Origin of the sequence: Cohnella xylanilytica (assembly GCF_014212175.1) — a bacterium.
In the GTDB taxonomy this organism is placed as follows: domain Bacteria; phylum Bacillota; class Bacilli; order Paenibacillales; family Paenibacillaceae; genus Cohnella; species Cohnella xylanilytica.
On sequence record NZ_JACJVR010000063.1, the window covers coordinates 49,025 to 68,861 of the forward strand.

Below are 19,837 nucleotides of genomic sequence, written 5' to 3' on the forward strand. Positions count from 1 at the left end.
CATGTCCTACTCTATGCTCCCATGGCGGACAACTTTCCCTTTTTCCGTTCGGAGCGCACTTTCCGCTCGAAGGGCACCCGCCTACGGCTTACCGCATATATTGCCTTTGCAAGCGTACCGGACGCCAAGGACGGTAGGCTCAACCTTCACGCGAGGAGAGCAGCAGCATGGAGATCAATACCGATACAAGCTGGCCGCAAGCGCTTAAGGACCCCAGCGACCGCCGCGCGGGCAAACCCCGGTCCTCCGGCATGACGATGGTCATCGACAAAGGGCTCGGGGCTCTGGCGTTCGCCGACCTGTTGGCCGCGTCCGGGGATTCGATCGACTTCGTCAAATTCGGGTTCGGCACGTCGACCTTGTACCCGATGCCCGTTCTGCGAGACAAAATCGCGTTGGCGCAAAAGCACGGGATCGCCGTCTTTCCGGGAGGGACCCTGCTGGAGGCGGCGGTCCGGCTCGACGTCGAGAGGGACTTCTGGAACGTCGTGCTCGAGCTAGGCTTCGACGGCGTGGAAATCTCGGACGGGACGATCGAGCTCAGCCGCCGCAAGCGCGACAATCTGATCCGGGAAGCGACTCAGCGGGGACTTAGGGCGTTCACCGAGTACGGCAAAAAAACGCCCGGCTCCCGGATCGTGCTGGACGATCTTCGCCGGACGATCGACGCGGATTGCGCGTGCGGGGCGGAGCTGGTCACGGTGGAAGCGCGGGAATCCGGAGTCGGCGTCGGCCTCTACGACGAGAAGGGCAGCTGCCGCGAAGACGAGCTGCGTCTGCTGCAGCAAGCGGTGCCCGAGGCGAACCGGCTCATGTGGGAGGCGCCCCAGAAGGACCAGCAGGTGGCGCTGCTTACGATTCTCGGGCCGGAGGCGAACCTCGGCAATATCGCTCCGCAGGAAGTCATGTCCCTCGAAGCGATGCGGCGGGGACTTCGTTCCGACACGTTCAGCCTTCACCGGGTCGTCTCGCATTATATGATCTGAGTGCCGGACCTGCCGGCCTCGCGAACCCGAACGGCCCTCCGCAATCGTTCTAAGCGGAGGGCTCGTTCCATATCGTTAGATAGAGGGGATTCGTCCTTCGCATCTCGCCGGAATCGGCTTCGACCTGGGAGGCTGGCACTCATGAACGGGGATTTGGTACTTGTCGCGCTTATCATCATCGGACTGATCGGACGATCTCCCATCATTACGACCGCCGCCTGCTTGCTGCTCATCGTCAAGCTGATTCACCTGGAGCGCTACTTGCCCTCGATCGAACGGCGGGGGTTGGAATTCGGCCTCCTGTTCCTTACCCTGGCCGTGCTCGTTCCGTTCGCGTCCGGGAAGGTTCAGGTGAAGGACGTGCTCGGCGCCTTCACGAGCTGGACAGGCTGGGTCGCTCTGATCGGAGGAGCGGCGGCCACTTATCTGAACGGCAAAGGCCTGGAGATGCTGAAGGTCGATCCGCAGCTCATCGTCGGCCTGGTCATCGGCTCGATCGCCGGCATCGTGCTGCTGCGCGGCATCCCCGTCGGCCCGCTCATGGCGGCCGGGATCACGGCGTTTATTTTGAAAATCCTGCAGCTGTTCACGGATCGTTAATACGATCATGCCTCCCGAAAACGACAAGAACGCCCCGGAGGGCGTTCTTGCGCGTCATAACGGCAGAAAAGCTACTTCATCTCGATATCGATGCGGTTCTCTTCCTTCTTCCAATCGACCTTCGAGCCCAACGATTCGCTGACGAAGCGAAGCGGCAGATAGGATACCCCTCCGATGCCGAACGGATCGTTCGCCAGCTTCACCGGCTTGCCGTTCAGCGTTATGGAAGAGGATTTGAAATCGACGAGAATGATCGTATCCCCCGAAGCGGAGCCACCGGCGCCCGATTGCCGCTCGACGGCGGCGACTTTGCCGTTCTCGTCCCACGAGATCTTGGCTCCCAGCTTCTCGAACACGGAGCGCAGCGGAACGAACGTCTGCCCGGAGCGGACGATGACGCCGTTCGACAGCCGTGCCGTCTCCCCGTTCACCGTGACGGCGACCGGCGGCTGGACGGGAACCGGCGTCAGGTGTTCGAATTCCAGGTCCCCGTAGCCGAGCTGACCTGCCTTGTTGACTCCCCATCCCCATAGAGTTCCGTCCGTCTTCTGATAAATCAAGTGCCGCTTCGATGCGAGAACCGAGCCGACGTCGGCCGAGAGAAGCTTGAATTCCGGCGCGGCCGGCATGTCGGACCGTTCGATGGACGTCGCGTACAGCTTCCCGTCTTCGCTCAACGCGACGAGGGACCGTTCCACCGCGTACGCCGTCTTGACGCGCGGGAGGCCCTTCAATTGGACGGGCGTCGTCCGGTTATGAAGCACGGTGCTATCCGTCCACCCCGTGATCGTCGCTCCCCAGAACCAGAGCTTGCCTTCCGCGTCGATCGCCAGGTTCGTGTTCGTATTCGTCCACACCGACCGGATTCCGCTTAAGCCCGGAACGCGAACCGCCGCGTCGCCGTTCCACGAAGGAGCGGTCCCCGTATTGTCGATCGGCCAGGCCAGCACGGTTCCGTCCTTCTTGAGCACCAGCTGCGATTGAACGGAGGAAGCCGGGCCCGCGGAAGGGATCGGCACGAAGCGGTCGAACGCGTAGTCCGCGTTTTTCCAGACCGTGCCGTCCCGCTTGAGGAACACCCATTGGGCTTGGCCGTCGCGGTTACGGCCGTCGTAGTAATAGGTGAGATCGGCCACGTCTCCGATTCCGGTCACGGGGGCGAAGCGCGTCATGTCCGGCCCGCGATCCTTCATCTCGGCCCGGAAGACGTTCCCCTCGGCGTCTACGGCTAACGTGCCGTAATACGTATAGCGAACCGCGACGGGCCTCGTCAACCCTTCGACCTTCTCGACCTTGGCCCCGTCCGCGGAGTCCGTCTTCTCCCAGTGCCAGACGGATCCGTCCTTCTTCACGACAAGACTGCCTTCGAGAACCGTCTCGACGTCCGATAATCCGGCGATTTGGGTAGGGGCCGACCGGCCGTCGCCCCACGTCCAATAGGTCCCGTCGCTTTTGACGAGCGAGCTCGCGCCGTACCCCGCGATTCCGCCATGATCGGCAACGGATGGCAGGAATAGGCTCTCATCGGCGAGAGCGGCCGCAGGCGAGATCGAAGCGAGGGACAAGCTGGCGAAGACGGCTAATGCAAGGCGGCGTTTGTTCATGAATATCTCCTTTATCGATGCGTTTGATGGATTAGGATTCCATTCATTAGACGTTCCCGGCGCGAAAAAAGTTGTTACCGTCCGCTAGCCGAACGTCCCGCTGCGGGATCGGCCGGGAAACGCGAACAAGGGATCCCCCGACACGGAAGGGATCCCTTGATTCGAAGCTCGCGACCGGCCGCGATTAACGGCGATCCTGAGGGCCGCCGACGAAGGCGGCTTCCGCCGTGTCGAGGCCGTAGGCCGTATGCAGGGCGCGGACGACGTCCTGCAGCGGCTCGGCGGCGATGACGCAGGAGCACTTGATCTCCGACGTGCTGACCATCTTGATGGAGACGCCTTGCTTGGAGATGACGTCGAACATCTTGGCGGCCACGCCGGGGTTCGACACCATGCCCGCTCCGACGATGGATACCTTGACGAGGCCTTCCTCGTAGGAGGTCTCGTCGTAGGAGACGGCGCTTCGGATATTCTCGATGACGTTCATCGCCTTCGCGCGGTCGGACAGCGAGACGGTGAACGAGAAGTCGGCCTTGCCGTTCTGAACGCCGCTCTGGACGATGATGTCGACGTCGATTCCTTCCTCGGCCAGCGCCCCGAACACGTTGGCGAGCACGCCCGGAACGTCCTCCACCCCGAGAATGCTGATCCGTGCCACGTTCTTGTCGAATGCGATGCCGCTGACGACGACTCCTTGTTCCATTGCCGCTTCCTCCCTCACGAGCGTTCCTTCATTATCGGTAAAGCTAGAACGGACGACGAGATGCACCTTGTTGTGCTTCGCGTATTCGACGGCGCGCGGGTGCAGCACCGCCGCGCCCAGGTGCGCCAGCTCCAGCATCTCGTCGTACGAGATGACGTCGAGCTTGCGGGCGCACTTGACGACGCGCGGGTCCGTCGAATAGACGCCGTCCACGTCGGTGTAGATCTCGCACACGTCCGCCTTGACGGCCGCGGCCAGGGCGACGGCCGTCGTGTCCGAGCCGCCGCGGCCGAGCGTCGTGATCTCCCCGTCTTCGGTCATACCCTGGAAGCCGGCGACGATGACGATGTTGCCTTGATCCAGCGCGGAGAACAGCCGGGTCGGCGTAATCTCCGAGATGCGGGCTTTGCCGTGAACCGCTTCGGTCACGATGCCCGCCTGCCAGCCGGTGAACGACTTCGCCGGGTGGCCGAGCTTATGAATAGTCATGGCGAGCAGCGCCACGGAGATCTGTTCGCCCGTCGTAAGCAGCATATCCATCTCTCTCGCGGGCGGCTCCGCGTTCAATTCCAACGACTTGTCGATCAGATCGTCCGTCGTGTCTCCCATCGCGGACACGACCACGATCACCTTGTGGCCCTGCAGCTTCTTGTCTACGATACGCTGCGCCACGCGTTGCATCCGTTCCGTCGTTCCAACGGAACTGCCGCCGAATTTCATTACGATTAACGACAACGCGGTTTCACTCCCCGATATTACTTCTGCATACAGCATTATATTATAGCACAAGTCAAAGGGCCCAGATATGAAAAAAATCCTTGCTCGCACGATTATTCGTGCGCGCAAGGATCCGTCGCGAGTCGATTAAGCGCGGGAGACGTACTTGCCTTCGCGGGTATCGATCGTCAGCACGTCGCCTTCGTTGATGAACAGCGGAACCTGAACGTTCAGGCCGGTCTCGAGCTTCGCGTTCTTCGTGGCGCCCGTCGCGGTGTTGCCCTTGATGCCGGGCTCCGTCTCGACGACCTTCAGGTCGACGCTGTTCGGCAGGTTGATGCCGATGATCTCGCCTTGGTAGCTGGCGATGTTCACGTTCATGTTCTCGATCAGGAAGTTGATCTCCCACTCGAGCTGCTTCTTGTCCAGCGTGAACTGGTCGTACGTCTCGTTGTCCATGAACGTATACTCGCTGCCGGAGTTGTACAGGTATTGGACCTGACGGTTCTCGACGTGGGCGCGGACGACGTTCTCGCCCGCGCGGAACGTCTTCTCGATGACGTTGCCGTTGCGCAAGTTCTTCATCTTCGTGCGCACGAACGCGGCTCCCTTGCCCGGCTTCACGTGCTGGAAGTCGACGACGGAGCATAGGTCTCCGTCCACTTCGATGGTAAGGCCTGTCTTCAGATCGTTAACGGAAATCACTGCGAAAATTCCCTCCTGTGGAAACGTGGCTCTCCTAATCCAGAACGATGAGTTCCTTCGGAGAACGAGTAAGTATTTTAATCCCGTCATCCGTCAATACGACGTCGTCTTCGATGCGAACGCCCCCGAAGCCGGGGAGATAAATGCCGGGTTCGACCGTGACCGTCATGCCGGGGGTTAAAATCGTCTCTTCGGTTCTGGACAGCCGCGGCGCCTCGTGGATCTCCATGCCGAGCCCGTGACCTGTCCCATGGCCGAAATATTCACCATAACCATACCTTGTAATGACGTCTCTCGTCAAGGCGTCCCCTTCGCGTCCCGACAGCCCGGGCCGCAGGTGCTTCAGCGCGTGCAGCTGAGCCTCGAGAACGATGCCGTAAATCTCGCGATGCTTGTCGGTGGGCGTTCCGACGAAGACGGTACGGGTAATATCGGAGCAGTACCCCTTGTAATAAGCCCCGTAATCGAGCTTGACGAACTCGTCATGACCGACGATCCTCTCGCTCGCCACCCCGTGGGGCAGCGCGGAACGCTCGCCGGACGCCACGATCGTGTCGAACGACGTGCCGGTCGCGCCTTGCTTGCGCATGAAGAACTCCAGCTCGAGCGCGATGTCCGTCTCGCGGACGCCGGGCTTGATGAACGATAGAATGTGCTCGAACGCGCGGTCCGCCACGTCGACCGCTTCCTGCATGATCGCAAGCTCCCGCTCGTCCTTGATCATGCGGATCTTCTCGACGGCCCCGCCGGACGTCTTCAGCTCGATCCCGCCCAGCTTCTCCTTCAGCGACAGGTATGTCGCATAGTTGACGTCCTTCTCCTCGAACAACAGCGTCGATACGCCCCACTTCCGCAGCAGAGCCGCGGCGTCCCCGAACATATCCGTTCCGTGCTCGACGACGTCGAATCCGGCCGCCTGCTGGGGAGCCTGCTCCCGGTATCGGAAGTCCGTCAGCAGCGCCGCTTCGCCCGCGGAGACGAGCACGATGCCCGACGAGCCGGTGAAGCCGGTCAAGTACCGGCGGTTGACGGCGTTCGTCACCAGCATCGCTTCTCCGCCCAGCTTCGCGAGCGCTTCCCTCAGCTTCGTAACCCTGCCGTTCGGCATGTTCCTTCCCCTCCTTCGGTTATGGCCTCGCTCCGGCCGCCTCGAGGTGCCGGCACAAGGCGATCAGCCCGAGCTCGTAGCCGAGCGGCCCGAAGCCCGCGATCTGTCCGACGCATACCGCCGCCGTCACGGAGACGTGCCGGAACGCTTCGCGCTTGTGAATGTTGGACAGATGCACTTCCACGACCGGCAGGCCGACCGCGGCCAGACCGTCCCGGAGCGCGTAGCTCGTATGGGTGAACGCGCCCGGATTGATCAGGATTCCGTCGTCCCGTCCGTAGGCGGCGTGAATCTCGTCGAGCAGCGCGCCTTCGTGATTGGATTGATAAAACCGCAGCCGGACTCCCAGCTTCTCGGCGACCGCCGCCAGTTCGGCCTCGATCTCCTTCAGCGTCTTCGCCCCGTACACGCCGGGCTCGCGAACGCCGAGCATGTTCAGGTTCGGTCCGTTCAATACCAGAATGCTGGCCATGTCCCGTTCTCCTCCGCCATGGATCCTTCTCTTCCCGCTCCGCGGCCTTAAGGAGCCGCATCTTCCGGAAATGATCGCCAAATCATTGTATCACAGGGCGCGGCGGATCGACCAGTTCACGGGGAGGGCTGCGGCTTGCCGGCGGCCGACAGCCTCTTGACGAGCGGCTCCCGGGCGGCTTCGTCGTGGTATTCGAACGCGATGCTGTAGCCGATGAACATCCCCCAGATCAAGTAGAGGCACAGCTCGGTCACGATGCTGTTCCAGCCGAGCAGCCGGGGAGCTTCGACGGCTCCCGTCGGCGGGCCGACGACGAAGAGCAGCAGCGCCCACCAGGCGGCTCCGAAGAAGAGGCCCGGCCAGGGCCCGCGAAGCCGGCCGAGCGCGAGCCAATAGATCAGGGCCGCGACGACGGACATGGCGATGAACAGCGCGAGGCCGATCCACTGCCACCCGGCGCTTCCCAGCGCGCTTCGGCGGACGAACGGGTCGGCCAGGAACGCTTGCGGGATCTTCGTGAAGTTGATGCCGGTCGCGAACCAGCGGATAAATCCGAGGAAGACGCCGGCGAAAAACCCGACGATCGCCGAGTAGGCGGCGGGATGGATCGACTCCCCCCGTCTTCTCTTCGCCCCTTCTTCGCCGCCGTCGCTTCCGCGGCGGCCTGCGGACTCCTCTTTTTCTCCCGGCACGGCTATCCCTCCGTTCTTCGATCGCATGCGAGTTAGTATGAGCCTCGCCCGTTCCGATTAATCGCCGCTGGATGCGGGCTCAGGGGTTTCCGGTGGCGCCCGCCGCGTGAATCCTGTAAAATAAGGGTAGCTTGGGGCAAGAGCGTCCCAGAGTTTATGCGACTGAGAAGGTGATAAGCTTGGCACAACAACCAAACGCGGCTTACGGAGGACAGGCCGTAATCGAAGGCGTCATGTTCGCGGGACGCCACGTGAACGTGACGGCCGTTCGCAGGAAGAACCAGGAGATCGCTTTCTTCGAGGTACCGCGGCAGTCGAATCCGAATATTCTGAAGTGGTTGAAGAAGATACCGTTCGTTCGCGGCATCGTCGGCATCGTCGAATCCGCCGCGAAGGGCTCGCAGCATCTGAACTTCTCCGCCGAAGCTTACGCCGAAGACGAGACGTCCGACGGGGACGTGCCGCAAGACAAGCCGAAGGAGAAGTGGAGCCTGTCGATGATTCTCGGCGTCGCGCTCGTCGGCGTGCTGAGCTTCGTCGTCGGCAAGCTGGTGTTCGTCTCCGTGCCGGCCTTCCTGGAGAGCGAGATCTTCGGGCGGGCGTTCGACAATAAGGTTTTGCACAACATTTTGGAAGGCGTTATCAAGATCGGGCTCTTGCTCTTCTATCTATGGATGATCTCCAAGACGCCGGTCGTCAAGCGGCTCTTCCAATACCACGGGGCGGAGCACAAGGTCATCAGCTGCTTCGAAGCGGGAGAGGAACTGACCGTCGAGAACGTGCAGAAGCACAGCCGCCTCCATTATCGGTGCGGGAGCAGCTTTATTATTTTCACCGTCATCGTCGGCGCCATCCTCTATTCGTTCCCGATCTTCACGTGGGATACCGTCTGGGAGCGGATCTGGATCCGCATCGCGCTGCTGCCCGTCGTCATCGGCATCTCCTACGAGGTGCTCAAGTGGACGAACGCCATGCGCGACATTCCCGTCCTGCGGTTCCTCGGCTATCCGGGCCTGTGGCTGCAGCTGCTCACCACCAAGGAACCGACCGACGACCAAGTCGCCGTCTCCATCGCTTCCTTCAACCGGATGAGAGAGCTCGACCGCGAGCTGAATCCGGCCTAAGGCTTCGCGGCATGCTAGAGCAAGGCGGGTGCGGAACAGATTCCATGAAGGAGTGATCGTATGCGCAAGCGTATCGGCCCGGTATCCATCGTCTTGTTCGCGCTTCTGTTGATCGGCATCGTGTACCAGATTCGGAACGGCTCGCGCGAGCTGCTGATACCGGTCATCTTGATCGCCGTCGTGTTCATCCTTTACAAGTTCCCGCCGAGCCGCTTCCGGACTTCGTCCTCCGACGCGGCCCGATACCGGCAGGCGGCCGCCAAGAGCCAGTCGAGACGCCAGGCCCGGCCCGCCGACAAGGCCCCTCGCAAGCCGGCTCCGTTCCGCGTCATCGAAGGCAGCAAGAAGCGGGACGACGAACCGCCGACGTACCATTGACGATCCGATTCGAACGGGTTTGGAATCGTTCCGATCCCAAGCGCGGCGCCTGAACGCACGAACGCTCCGCCCGGCCTTCGCGGCCTGGACGGAGCGTTTTTTTTTGGCGTTCGTTCGGGAGGAACGCGGATCATGCGAGCGGCACTTCTTCGATGGTCTGAAGCGATTCCAGCTCTCTCGTCAAGTTCTCGATCATCTCCACGAAGGCGGCCAGCTCTTGCGCCCCGACCGCCTGCTCCTGCGCGTAGACCGACGTCTGGAGCGACTTCTCCTGGACTTGGGCGAGTACGCTCGAGATGGACTTCAGCTTCGACTCGATCGCCTGCAGCGCGTCCTTCGACTGCGCCGCGAGCTTGCGGATCTCGCCGGCGACCACCTGGAAGCCGAGCCCCTCTTCCCCGGCGCGGGCCGCTTCCAGCGAAGCGTTCAAGCCGAGCAGGTGGGACTGGTCGGAGAACTCCTTCATGAGCGATCCGAGCTGGCGGATATCCTGCACTTCCCCGCCGAGATCGAGCAAATGCCGGTGAGACTCTTCCTGCGTAACGGCGGTCTGGTGCGTCGAATGCGCCATTTTCCCGCTGTTGTCGCCGAGCTGCCGGATCATCCCCATCAGCTCCTGGACGGCGACGCCGATTCCCGCGAGCAGCTTCGACTGGTTGTCCGCCAGCTTCTGGATCTTCTGCTTCTCGTTCGACTCGTAAGCTTCGAGAACGAGCTGGGAATCCAAGTTGAACATCTTGGTCAAGGCATGGACGACTTCCTGCCAATCGTCCGTCTCTTCCTTCAGATGGGAGGCGGACAGGTCCAAGTATTTCAGATACGTTCCCAGGTACCAATTCGTCGTCAATCCGATCCGGGAATGAACTTGTCCGACGAACAGGCGCTTCCGGATATACTCCTCGTCGAGAACCCCGTCGGTCATGGACAAGTAGTACCACCGCTGGGTCTCCTTCAGCCGCTCGACGGTGCTGTGCCTGGAGATGATGTCCGCCAGCTCCCGGGAGGCCGTAATATGCTCGTACAGCTCGGCGACGAGCTTGTCGACGATCCGGGCGAACGTCTCCTTCTTCGCCTGAAGAATCGCCAAATCCCGTTCCGTAATGCCGATATAATCGATCTGTTGCTTCCGATGAGAGGACAAGGAGATCACGACGTATACCGCACCTCGTTCCAATGATGTGATTAAGCGAAGGATGACACGGATCCAAGGAAGCGCGTCCACGCAAACTAGTTCTCATTATATTCGGATTGGAAGCGGCGGTAAAGAAATATTTTCCTCCTCTCGTCACCGGAACCGGATAAGAGGCCCGCTCGGCCCTTCTCCGAGCCACAGCCCCGTCTTCCGGTCGCAGTGCTTGAAATACCGTTCCCCGGCGGCCAGCCCCGAACGGTACAAGCTCTCGCTCGTCTCGGAATCGATGGAGAATTGGGTCGTCCCGACGCCGAGCGTCGGAATCTTGATCGTCCGGATCCGGTTGTGCTGCTCGATGTATCTCTCGTCGTGGGCGCTGAGCATCGTCTCGAACATCGCCTGGAACATCGTGACGGGGCCGCCGATCCGATGGGGCTTGAAGTCGTTGCGGCCGACCATCTGGAAGCCGACGACGGGAACGGCCGATTCGGCGTCCGATCCGGCATCCGATTCGGCGTCCCGGTCGAACAGCCACAGCGGGAAGTTGCTGAGAAGGCCCCCGTCCACGACGTACGAGGCTTTGACGGCGGCGGCCCGGGCTCGTTTTTTGAAATGCCCTGCTCGGCTGGCCTGAACGATAACGACGGGGTCGAAAAAGTAAGGGATGCTCGTGCTCATGCGAACCGCCTTCGCGACCTCGAGCCGGCCGGGATCGATGCCGTATTCCGCGATGTCGTCGGGCAGGACGAGGATTTTGCCGTTCGTGATGTCCGAGGCGATGATTCGCAGCTTGCCGGGCGGCAGATCCGAGAAGGTGAAGACGTTCCTGGCCGCGAGCAGCCCGCGAATCCAATCCTCGAGCGCGTCGCCGGAATACAGCCCTTTCTTGACCAACAGACGCAGCGCGGGGCCGATCAGCCGGATGTTGAAAAAAGGAGAACGCTTCAGGAACGACGCGAACGGCGTCGCCTGAATAATGCGCTTCATCTCTTCCGCGGTATAGCCGGTCGCCAGCAGGGCGGCCACGATGCTTCCGGAAGACGTCCCCGCCACTTTATGGAACGTTACCCCGTTTAGCTCCGCCGCGCGCACGGCCCCGACCAGCGAGATGCCCTTGACTCCTCCGCCCTCGAACACTCCGTTGATTAACATCGCGTGCCCCCCGTTCCGCTGTAAGCCCTGTCGGGATCAGCCTATGCGGGCGCCCGCCTCGGTGACACCGCCGGACCCGGGCGTCGGCTGCGCGAACGGGAGAACTCGGGGATCGGCGGCTGCGCGATCGGGAGATTTCGGAGATCGGTTGCGCGATCCGGAAGTTTAGTTGCACCGTCGGAAACGTCAAGAAACGCCCGCCGGTTGGGCGAGCGTTCGCGGTCGTGCCCTATTCGCTAGTTATTCGTTGTCGAGCTCGGCCCGAATCTTCTGCATCTCCGCGGATCGGCTCTCGTCCCGTCGGAAATACTCGACGAGCGTCTCGATGCAGGTGATCGAGTCCCAGCTCAGGTGATGCTCGATGCCTTCGACGTCGCGGTAGATGTTCTCCTCCTGCACCCCGATCGTCTTGAGGAACGTCTCGAGCAGATGGTGCCGGTCGACGAGCCGCTTGCCCATCTTCTTGCCCTTGTTCGTCAGAACGAGGCCCCGGTATTTCTCATAGATCAAATAGTTGTCCTTATCCAGCTTCTGAATCATCTTCGTAACGGAAGAGGGATGCACTTCGAGGCCTTCGGCGATATCCGATACGCGGGCGTAGCCCTTCTCGTCGATCAGCCGGTAGATGCGCTCCAAATAATCTTCCATACTCGGGGTCGGCAAAGCGGATCCCCCTTTCCTGGCGGTCATTAGCTCTTAGTATCATACACCGAGGCCCGTCCCGGAGCAAGTCTTAATCTGGCAATCCGAAGCCCGGTTGACATGCCTCCGCAAGGCGCAAACTACCGCCGACAAGGAGGCGATGACGGATGCCCGCTTATACCGCGGAACCTTCCCGCGCGGCGAGGGAGACCCCGATGTTCGTGCCGGAGCTCGTCTACTTCGAGCCGGCGTCGCTCGATTATCCGGCCGGACGGCGCATTCTCGAGTGGGTGAAGGAACGGGACCTCCCGTACCGGATGACGACGTCCCACAACCGGATCACGAACCTTCCGGGCGAATCGGAGCTCGAGCAATATAAGATCGCGAAGCGAACGCTTGTCGTCGGCGTCCGCAAGACGCTGAAGTTCGATACGTCCAAGCCTTCCGCCGAATACGCCATGCCGCTCTCGACCGGCTGCATGGGGCACTGCCATTACTGTTACTTGCAAACGACGCTTGGCGCGAAGCCTTACGTCCGCGTCTACGTGAACATGGACGACATCCTCGGCGCAACGAAGCGGTACATCGACGAGCGGGCGCCGGAGATTACCCGCTTCGAAGCGGCTTGCACGTCCGACCCGGTCGGCCTCGAGCACCTGACCGGCTCCCTCGCCGAGGCGATCCGGTTCATGGCGGGCGAGCCTTACGGCCGGCTTCGGTTCGTGACGAAGTTCCACCACGTCGATTCGCTCCTCGGTCTCGACCACCGGGGCCATACTCGAATCCGGTTCAGCGTCAATTCCGACTACGTCATCCAGAACTTCGAGCCGGCGACGTCCCGGTTCGCCGAGCGGATCGAAGCCGCCGGCAAGGTCGCCCGGGCGGGTTATCCTCTCGGCTTCATCATCGCGCCGATCATCTGGTACGACGGCTGGCAAGAAGGCTACGGGGAGCTTCTCGAGAAGCTGGGCGCGGCGCTGCCGCCGGAAGCGGCGAACGATCTGACGTTCGAGCTGATTCAGCACCGGTTCACCAAGACGGCCAAGACGGTCATCGGGAAGCGGTATCCGAAGACGAAGCTGGAGATGGACGAAGCGAAGCGGAAGAAAAAGTGGGGCCGCTGGGGCCAAAACAAATACGTCTACCCGGACGAGCAGGCAGACGCGTTAAGGGAATATTTGACCGAGCGGATCTTCGAGACGTTCCCGAAGGCCAACATCGATTATTTTACGTGACCGATGCGGGTTAGAACTTCAGCCATTCCGGGGTAATCCGGTTCAGCCAGATCGTGATGTACGTCATCCGGTCCGTGAACAGCAGAATGCCCATCAGAATCATGAGCGCGCCGCCGATCTTCATCAGCTTGTCGGAATATTTAAGAATCCAACGGGCCGTCCCGAGGAAGAAGGCGAGCACGAAGAACGGCACCCCGAAGCCGAGCGAATACGCCGCCGTCAGCTCGGCCCACGTGCCGGGATTGCTGGCGGCAAGCGCCAGGATGGACGACAGGATCGGGCCGACGCAGGGCGACCAGCCCGCCGAGAAGCCGATGCCGAAGACGAACGAGCCGAGGTACCCGGCCGGGCGCCACGACGTGTTCATCTTGCGCTCCTTCATAAGCAGCTGCGGCTGGAAGATCCCGAGCAGGAACAGCCCCATCAGAATGATCAACACGGCCGAGATCTGGCGGATCGGGTCCTGATATTCCCGGAACGTCGAAGCGAAGGCGTTCGCCGTATAACTCAAGGTGAAGAAGACGAACGAGAAGCCGAGGATGAAGAAGAATGTGTGCGACATCGTCTTCCAGCGGACGTCCCGGCTCGTGTCCGTCTTCAGCTGGCTGACCGAGATGCCGGTTATGTAAGACAAATAGGACGGGTACAGCGGCAGGCAGCACGGGGAGATGAAGGAAGCGAGTCCCCCCGCGAAGGCGATACCGACGTTAAGCTCGTTCATGATATTAGGAGTCCCCCTTACACTCTCAACTTCCGGGTCGCCAACGAGACGAGCAGGATGGCGATCAAGAGCAGGACGATCGTTCCGCCCGGCGCCAGGTTCCATAAGCCCGCCGCCCATAGGCCGAACAAGACGGCGGCTTCGGCGACGACGACGACCAGGACGATCGCCTGGCGGAAGCTTCTGGCGAGCGCCAGCCCGCAAGCGGCCGGAATCGTCAGCAGTGCGGAGACGAGCAGCGCTCCGACGATCTTGATCGAAGCGCTGATGACGAGAGCGGTCAGAATGCTGATCAAGATATTGAAGTAGCGAACCGGCAGCCCGCTGACCGAAGCGGCGTCTTCGTCGAAGGCGAGCAGGAATAGCTCCTTCTTCAGCAGCAGGACGACGGCCAGCACGACGACGGTCACGGCCGCAATGACGATCAGGTCGGTATAGTCGAGCGTATAGATGCTGCCGAACAGGTACGAGTTCACGTTCAGGTTGAAGCCCTTGCCAAGCGTGAACAGAATCGAAGCGAGCGCGACGCCGCCCGACATGATGATGGCGATCGACAGCTCCGCGAAGCTCCGGTACGTCTTGCGGAGCGCTTCGATGCCGAACGAGGCGACGATCGCGAAGACGAGGCCGACCGCCACCGGATACACGTTGATCAGGAAGCCCAAGGCGACGCCGGCGATGCTGACGTGGGACAGCGTGTCCCCGATCATCGCGAGCCGCCGCAAGACAAGGAACAGCCCCATAAGCGGGGCCGTAATCGCGATAAGAGCGCCGCCGATGAGCGCGCGCTGGAAAAATTCCGCCGTCAGGATGTCCAAAGCGAGATTACCCTTCTTTCCGCAAGGTGTGCAGGAGGTCGGTCTCCCTGCAGTCTTCGAGGTCGTGGGAGTGCCGGACGTGGAACGCCAGCTTGCCCGACGCCGTCTTCGGCCGTTCCCCGAGATAGGAGCGGACCATCTCCATGTCGTGCGACACCATGAGGAACGTAATGTTATGGTGCTGGTGCATGTGGCGCAGCAGGTGGAAGAAGTTCGCCTGCGTCTCCGGATCGATGCCCGACATTGGTTCGTCCAGGATAAGCAGCTTCGGGTTGTTGATGAGCGCCCGGGCGAGGAACACCCGCTGCTGCTGCCCTCCCGACAGCGCTCCGATCCGCTTGTCGGCGAGGTCTGCGATCTTCAGCGTCTTCATGGCGTCTTCGCCGCGCGCCGCGTCTTCCTTCGTCACCCGCTTGAACAGCTTGCTCCGTCCGTACAAGCCGGAGAGCACCACTTCCCGGACCGTCGCCGGGAACAGCGGGTTGAAGTGGTTCCGCTGCGGCACGTAGCCGATCCGGTTCCATTCCTTGAACCGTTCGATCGGCGTTCCGAACAGGCGGATCTGTCCTTGCTGCGGCTTGAGCAGGCCGACGATGAGCCGCAGCAGCGTCGTCTTGCCCGCGCCGTTCGAGCCGATCAGTCCGATGAAGTCTCTCTCTTGGGCGAGGAATGAGACTCCGCTCAGCACCTGCTGGCTGCCAAACGAGTAAGAGACGTCCTCCAGGGCGACCATCTCCTGGTGACAAGCGGCGGTCGCCGCGCTTCCGATCGTCATCGCGCCTTCCTCCTTTGCCATAAGATTAGATGTCCGTCCTGCATTTCTTCTTATTGTAATGCCTTCCGCAGGTTTTGCAAATTCCTCTCCATAATCGTCACGTAATCGTCCCCGTTCTTCTCTTGTTCGGGGGTGAGTCCTTCGAGCGGGTTCAGCACGTCGGTGCCGACGTTCGCTTCCGCCGCCAGCGTCTTGGCGAGCTGATCGGATACGAGCTCCTCGAAGAAAATCGTCTTCACGCCGTTCTCCTTGACGAACTTGGCGATGTCGAGCAGATCCCGGGCCCGCGGCTCCGCGTCCGGCGACAAGCCCATGATAGCCACTTGCTTCAGCCCGTAATCGCGGCACAGGTAGCCGAACGCCTGGTGGGAGACGACGATGTCGCGCTTCGGAACGTCCGCCAGTCCTTCCGTCATCTTCCGGTCGAGCCCCTCCAGCTTCGCCTTGAGCTCGTTATACCGGCTCTCGTAAGCGTCCTTGTGAGCGGGGTCCGCGTCGACGTACGCTTCGAAGACGTTGCTCGCCATCTTCAGCATGGACTTGGGGCTGACCCAAGTGTGCGGATCGACGTCCAGATCGCCCTCATGGCCATGATCTTCATGCGCGTCGGCCTCCTCCGGGTTCCCGCGAATGAGCTCGATCCCTTGGCTGGCCTCGACCGTGCGCAAGCTTCCGCCCGAGCCCGTCCCGTGAAGGAAGTCGTCGACCCAGCCTTCCAATCCCGCCCCGTTGTAAACGAACAGCTGAGCCCGGGATGCCGTCTGCAGGTCGCGGCTCTTCGGCGTCCAGTCGTGAGGCTCCACTCCCGCCGGGATCAGGTTCGTAACGTTCGCGTTTTCTCCGCCGATCCCGGCGGCCAAGTAGTAGAGCGGATAAAACGTCGTCACGACGTTCACCTTGCCCTCCGCCACGTCGGCATCGTTGTTGCCCGCCTTGCCGTTATCGCAGCCGGCTGCGATGATCAGCGCCGCCGCGAACAGCGCCAGCCGGTAAGTCCATCGTCTCATCGAATCTTCCATCCCATCTCTTAATCGTAGCATTTACGTTCTGGAGTATACTCCTGCGGTTCGGCGGCTGTCAATAGCGAAGCCAAACAAAAAAGGCCGCTCCCGAAGACGCGCTCGTCTTCGGAAGGGCCTGAGAGCCGCCCGTTTTTCGTTCGTCCGGTCAGGATTCCGGAAGGTTCTCCAGCATGGCGCGGATCAGCTCCGCGGCTTGGATCGGCTTGCTGACGTACCCGTTCGCCCCCGCCTGCAAGCACTTCTCCTTATCCTCCTTCATCGCCTTCGCGGTGACCGCGAGGATCGGAACGGCCAAGCCCAGCGTCTGCCGGATCTCCCGGATCGTCTCGAGGCCGTCCATATCCGGCATCATGACGTCCATCAGAATCAGGTCGCAACCTTCCGTCTTCAGCCGCTCGAGGCATTCCAGCCCGTCATGCGCGACGGCGATCTCCATCTTGAACGATTCGAGCAGGTTCGAGAGGGCGAACACGTTCCGGGCGTCGTCGTCGACGAGCAGCGCCTTCTTCCCTTGCAGCCTGGCGGTCGCTTCCCGGTCGGGAAGCGCCGTCGTCCGGGCGGCACCAGACGCGCCGCTTCCGGCGGCTGCGATATCCCGGACGGCGGACAGCCGGAACCGGACCGGGACGAACAAGGTGAACTCGCTCCCTTCGCCGGGCTCGCTTCGCACTTCGATCCGGCCTCCGAGCAGCTCCGCGAGCTGACGCGAGATTTTGAGACCGAGACCGGTGCCTCCGAATTTGCGCGCCGTTCCGCCGTCCGCCTGGGTGAACGATTCGAAGATGTATTCGAACTTCTCCTTCGGGATGCCGATGCCGGTGTCCTTGACCGAGAACGCCAGCTCTTCCGTCTTCCAGACGTCGGAGATCCGCTTGCCGATCGTGAGCGACACGGAGCCGGCTTCGGTGAACTTGAACGCGTTCGACAGCAGATTCCGAATAATCTGCTGCAGCCGGAAGCCGTCCGTCTCGAACCATTCCGGCACTCCGTCTTCGACGGCGACGCGGAACTCGAGCCGCTTCGATGCGGCGACTCCGTTGAATTCGTCTTCGACCGCCTGGCGGACGTCCTGGAGAACGACCGGTCCGAACGCCACCTCCAGCTTGCCGGCCTCCACCTTCGAGAGGTCGAGAATATCGTTGATCAGGCTCAGCAAGTCGCTGCCGGCGGAATGGATCGTCCGGATGTACTGGACGTCTTCCTCGCTGAGCCGGTTGTCGCGGTTCTCGGCCAGCATCTGCGACAGGATCAGCATGCTGTTCAAGGGAGTGCGCAGCTCGTGGGACATATTCGCCAGGAATTCGCTCTTGAAGCTCGAGATCCGCTTCAATTCGTCGTTCATGCCGAGCAGCTCGAGCGATTGGGCGTTCAGCTCCTCCGACTGTACCTGAAGCTCCTCGTTCGCGGCCTGCGCCTCTATGTACAGCTGCTGAATCTCGTTCTGCCTCGCGACCGACTGCATCGACACGCCGACGATGCCGGCGAGCGTCTCGAGCATCCGCAGGTCGTCGGGCTCGAACGGGCGGAACGCCCCGATCTCCAGCACGCCGACGACCTGGCCCTCGGAGAGGAGCGGCACGACGACCAGCTCCCGGGGAGACGCCTGACCGATCCCGGACCGCACGGCGACGTAGGAGTCGGGCAGATCGGAGACGACGAGCAGACGGTGCTCCCGCGCGCACTGCCCGACCAGGCCTTCGCCGAGACGGAACGAACGGCGGCCGATCTCCTCGCCGTCCGCCGCGTACGATGCGATTCTCTCCAGCTGGTCGGACGAGACGAGCCGGTACAGAACGGCATAAGGAATGCCGAATATTCGGGCCGTCCTGTCGAGGAACGAGCGGGCGACGAATTCGAGATCTTGCTGGCCTTGAAGCAGCGTCGCCACCTCCGCGATCCGCTCCTTCGCGAGATGGTCCTTCTCGATCTTGGCCAGAAGCTCGTTCGTCGCCTCCGCCAGCTCCCGCATCTCGTCGCGGGACTTCAGCTCGACCCGGGCGCCCGGCCCGCGATCCTCCTTCGCGATCGTCCGGATCGCGGCCGCCACCTGCCGGATGCCGCGGATCAAGGTGCCGGAGATCATGAGGCCGACCCCGACGGAGACGATCGCCACGACAGCCCACAGCGCATACAAGACGAGGACGAGCGTATCGTTCCCGCTTCTCAGCTCGCGAACCCTCTCTTGGGTAAGGGAGGTCTCCGCGGCCCGGAACTCGTCGATCTTCGAGCGGAACTGGTCCATCCGCGACTTGCCTTCCATCTTGGCGAAGAACGAATCGAGCTTGTCCGTCCGGCCCTCTTCCTTCCAGGCGATCGCCTGGCTCCCCGCCGTCTTCAGCCACGCCTCGATGTCGCTTCTGATCATCTCCAGCTTTGCCTGCTGGGACGGGTTGTCCGACGTCAAGTCCTTCAGATCCTCGTAATCCGTCTCCCAACGCCCTAGAGCGTCGCGGTAAGGCTCCAGATACTCGACCCGGCCCGTGATGACGAAGCCCCGCATGCCGGTCTCCATGTCCAGCATGTCCTTCTCCAGCCGGCCGATCGTCTCGTGCACGCTCAGGTCGTGGCCGCTGACGAAGTCGATCTCGCGCTGCAAGGATGAGATGCGGAACGCCAGCGCGACGATGGCGATTCCGAGACAGATCATGACGATCAGATTGCCGAACAGCACTTTGGTCCGGATGGATAGGTTCCCGCTTCTCCCTTTCTCGACTTCCAACGGAGCAAGCCTCCTTGCTATAGTCCTTTACGACTATATAATATCTCATCGCTAAGAGGATTGGAAAGGAAGGGATGGCCGGATACGGACAAAAAAATCGATCTCCCGGCGAGGCGGGAGATCGAATCTCTGGCACGTTACTTGACGATGGCGCCGTTCGGCATTCCGTCCGGGACGGTCGCGAGCGTCAGTCGATCGCCTTGCGATGCGGCCAGAATCATGCCGTGCGACCATTCGCCGCGCAGCTTGACCGGCTTCAGGTTGACGACGCAGATCACCTTGCGTCCGACCAGCTCCTCCGGCTTGTAGAACTTCGCGATGCCGGAGACGACCTGCCTCGTCTCGAAGCCGAGGTCGAGCTGCAGCTTCAGCAGCTTATCCGCCTTCGGAATCGGCTCGCAGGCGACGACTTGCCCGACGCGCAGCTCCACCTTCGCGAAGTCGTCGATGCCGATCTCTTCCTTGCGGTCGGCGGCAGCCTCCGCCGCCGGAGCGACGCCCGCGCCGGCGTTCGCGTCCGGCTTCGCTGCGG

At 61.8% G+C, this 19,837-nt stretch carries 20 protein-coding genes; 5 read left to right on the forward strand and 15 right to left on the reverse strand.

The window, feature by feature from the left end:
* Positions 1–167: 167 nt before the first annotated feature.
* A complete protein-coding gene (gene comA / locus H7B90_RS16335) occupies positions 168–986 on the forward strand; it encodes a phosphosulfolactate synthase (protein WP_185136958.1) in 819 nt (272 codons plus the stop codon).
* A 141-nt stretch (positions 987–1,127) separates the two neighbouring features.
* Positions 1,128–1,586, forward strand: a complete 459-nt coding sequence (locus H7B90_RS16340) for a DUF441 domain-containing protein (RefSeq protein WP_185136959.1) — start codon at positions 1,128–1,130, stop codon at positions 1,584–1,586.
* Between the two features lie 71 nt (positions 1,587–1,657).
* On the opposite strand, the gene H7B90_RS16345 is transcribed toward H7B90_RS16340, so the two are convergent.
* From H7B90_RS16345 to H7B90_RS16370, 6 genes are all read right to left on the reverse strand, one after another.
* Positions 1,658–3,190, reverse strand: coding sequence for a stalk domain-containing protein (locus H7B90_RS16345; protein ID WP_185136960.1), 1,533 nt, complete (start codon positions 3,188–3,190; stop codon positions 1,658–1,660).
* Positions 3,191–3,374: 184 nt separating this feature from the next.
* Positions 3,375–4,628 carry an aspartate kinase gene (locus H7B90_RS16350; RefSeq protein ID WP_185136961.1) on the reverse strand — a complete coding sequence of 418 codons (1,254 nt, stop codon included), beginning with the start codon at positions 4,626–4,628 and terminating at the stop codon, positions 3,375–3,377.
* Positions 4,629–4,757: 129 nt separating this feature from the next.
* Entirely contained in the window at positions 4,758–5,315 is a 558-nt protein-coding gene (efp, locus tag H7B90_RS16355; protein ID WP_185136962.1) for an elongation factor P, read from the reverse strand.
* Positions 5,316–5,349: 34 nt separating this feature from the next.
* The gene (locus tag H7B90_RS16360) at positions 5,350–6,423 is read right to left on the reverse strand and encodes a M24 family metallopeptidase (protein WP_185136963.1); all 1,074 of its coding nucleotides are present in this window, start codon (positions 6,421–6,423) and stop codon (positions 5,350–5,352) included.
* Between the two features lie 19 nt (positions 6,424–6,442).
* Positions 6,443–6,895, reverse strand: a complete 453-nt coding sequence (aroQ, locus tag H7B90_RS16365; protein WP_185136964.1) for a type II 3-dehydroquinate dehydratase — start codon at positions 6,893–6,895, stop codon at positions 6,443–6,445.
* 116 nt (positions 6,896–7,011) lie between these two features.
* Positions 7,012–7,587 (reverse strand): YqhR family membrane protein, encoded by a 576-nt coding sequence (locus H7B90_RS16370; RefSeq protein ID WP_185136965.1) that lies wholly within the window; start codon positions 7,585–7,587, stop codon positions 7,012–7,014.
* 179 nt (positions 7,588–7,766) lie between these two features.
* Between H7B90_RS16370 and H7B90_RS16375 the strand changes: the two genes are divergently transcribed.
* Together H7B90_RS16375 and H7B90_RS16380 are read left to right on the forward strand one after the other, a co-directional pair.
* Positions 7,767–8,711, forward strand: coding sequence for a DUF1385 domain-containing protein (locus H7B90_RS16375; RefSeq protein WP_246578480.1), 945 nt, complete (start codon positions 7,767–7,769; stop codon positions 8,709–8,711).
* A 60-nt stretch (positions 8,712–8,771) separates the two neighbouring features.
* Positions 8,772–9,089, forward strand: coding sequence for a hypothetical protein (locus H7B90_RS16380; RefSeq protein WP_185136966.1), 318 nt, complete (start codon positions 8,772–8,774; stop codon positions 9,087–9,089).
* Positions 9,090–9,219: 130 nt separating this feature from the next.
* Here the strand turns inward: H7B90_RS16380 and H7B90_RS16385 are convergent, their stop codons facing one another.
* The 3 genes from H7B90_RS16385 to mntR form a co-directional block, all read right to left on the reverse strand.
* Positions 9,220–10,239, reverse strand: a complete 1,020-nt coding sequence (locus H7B90_RS16385; protein ID WP_185136967.1) for a globin-coupled sensor protein — start codon at positions 10,237–10,239, stop codon at positions 9,220–9,222.
* A 135-nt stretch (positions 10,240–10,374) separates the two neighbouring features.
* Positions 10,375–11,373, reverse strand: coding sequence for a patatin-like phospholipase family protein (locus H7B90_RS16390; RefSeq protein ID WP_185136968.1), 999 nt, complete (start codon positions 11,371–11,373; stop codon positions 10,375–10,377).
* 240 nt (positions 11,374–11,613) lie between these two features.
* A complete protein-coding gene (gene mntR, locus H7B90_RS16395) occupies positions 11,614–12,036 on the reverse strand; it encodes a transcriptional regulator MntR (protein WP_185136969.1) in 423 nt (140 codons plus the stop codon).
* A 146-nt stretch (positions 12,037–12,182) separates the two neighbouring features.
* On the opposite strand from mntR, the gene splB reads away from it, so the two are divergent.
* Positions 12,183–13,250, forward strand: coding sequence for a spore photoproduct lyase (gene splB / locus H7B90_RS16400; protein ID WP_185136970.1), 1,068 nt, complete (start codon positions 12,183–12,185; stop codon positions 13,248–13,250).
* 10 nt (positions 13,251–13,260) lie between these two features.
* On the opposite strand, the gene H7B90_RS16405 is transcribed toward splB, so the two are convergent.
* The 6 genes from H7B90_RS16405 to metG form a co-directional block, all read right to left on the reverse strand.
* Positions 13,261–13,971, reverse strand: a complete 711-nt coding sequence (locus H7B90_RS16405; protein WP_185136971.1) for a cytochrome c biogenesis CcdA family protein — start codon at positions 13,969–13,971, stop codon at positions 13,261–13,263.
* 17 nt (positions 13,972–13,988) lie between these two features.
* Complete coding sequence (locus H7B90_RS16410) at positions 13,989–14,789, reverse strand: metal ABC transporter permease (protein ID WP_185136972.1); 801 nt, start codon at positions 14,787–14,789, stop codon at positions 13,989–13,991.
* A 7-nt stretch (positions 14,790–14,796) separates the two neighbouring features.
* Positions 14,797–15,564 (reverse strand): metal ABC transporter ATP-binding protein, encoded by a 768-nt coding sequence (locus tag H7B90_RS16415; RefSeq protein ID WP_185136973.1) that lies wholly within the window; start codon positions 15,562–15,564, stop codon positions 14,797–14,799.
* 50 nt (positions 15,565–15,614) lie between these two features.
* Complete coding sequence (locus H7B90_RS16420; protein WP_185136974.1) at positions 15,615–16,571, reverse strand: metal ABC transporter substrate-binding protein; 957 nt, start codon at positions 16,569–16,571, stop codon at positions 15,615–15,617.
* A 160-nt stretch (positions 16,572–16,731) separates the two neighbouring features.
* Positions 16,732–19,305 carry a CHASE3 domain-containing protein gene (locus H7B90_RS16425; RefSeq protein ID WP_185136975.1) on the reverse strand — a complete coding sequence of 858 codons (2,574 nt, stop codon included), beginning with the start codon at positions 19,303–19,305 and terminating at the stop codon, positions 16,732–16,734.
* A gap of 137 nt (positions 19,306–19,442) precedes the next feature.
* Positions 19,443–19,837 (reverse strand): methionine--tRNA ligase subunit beta (gene metG / locus H7B90_RS16430; RefSeq protein WP_185136976.1); only part of this gene is annotated, 395 nt, incomplete at its 5' end.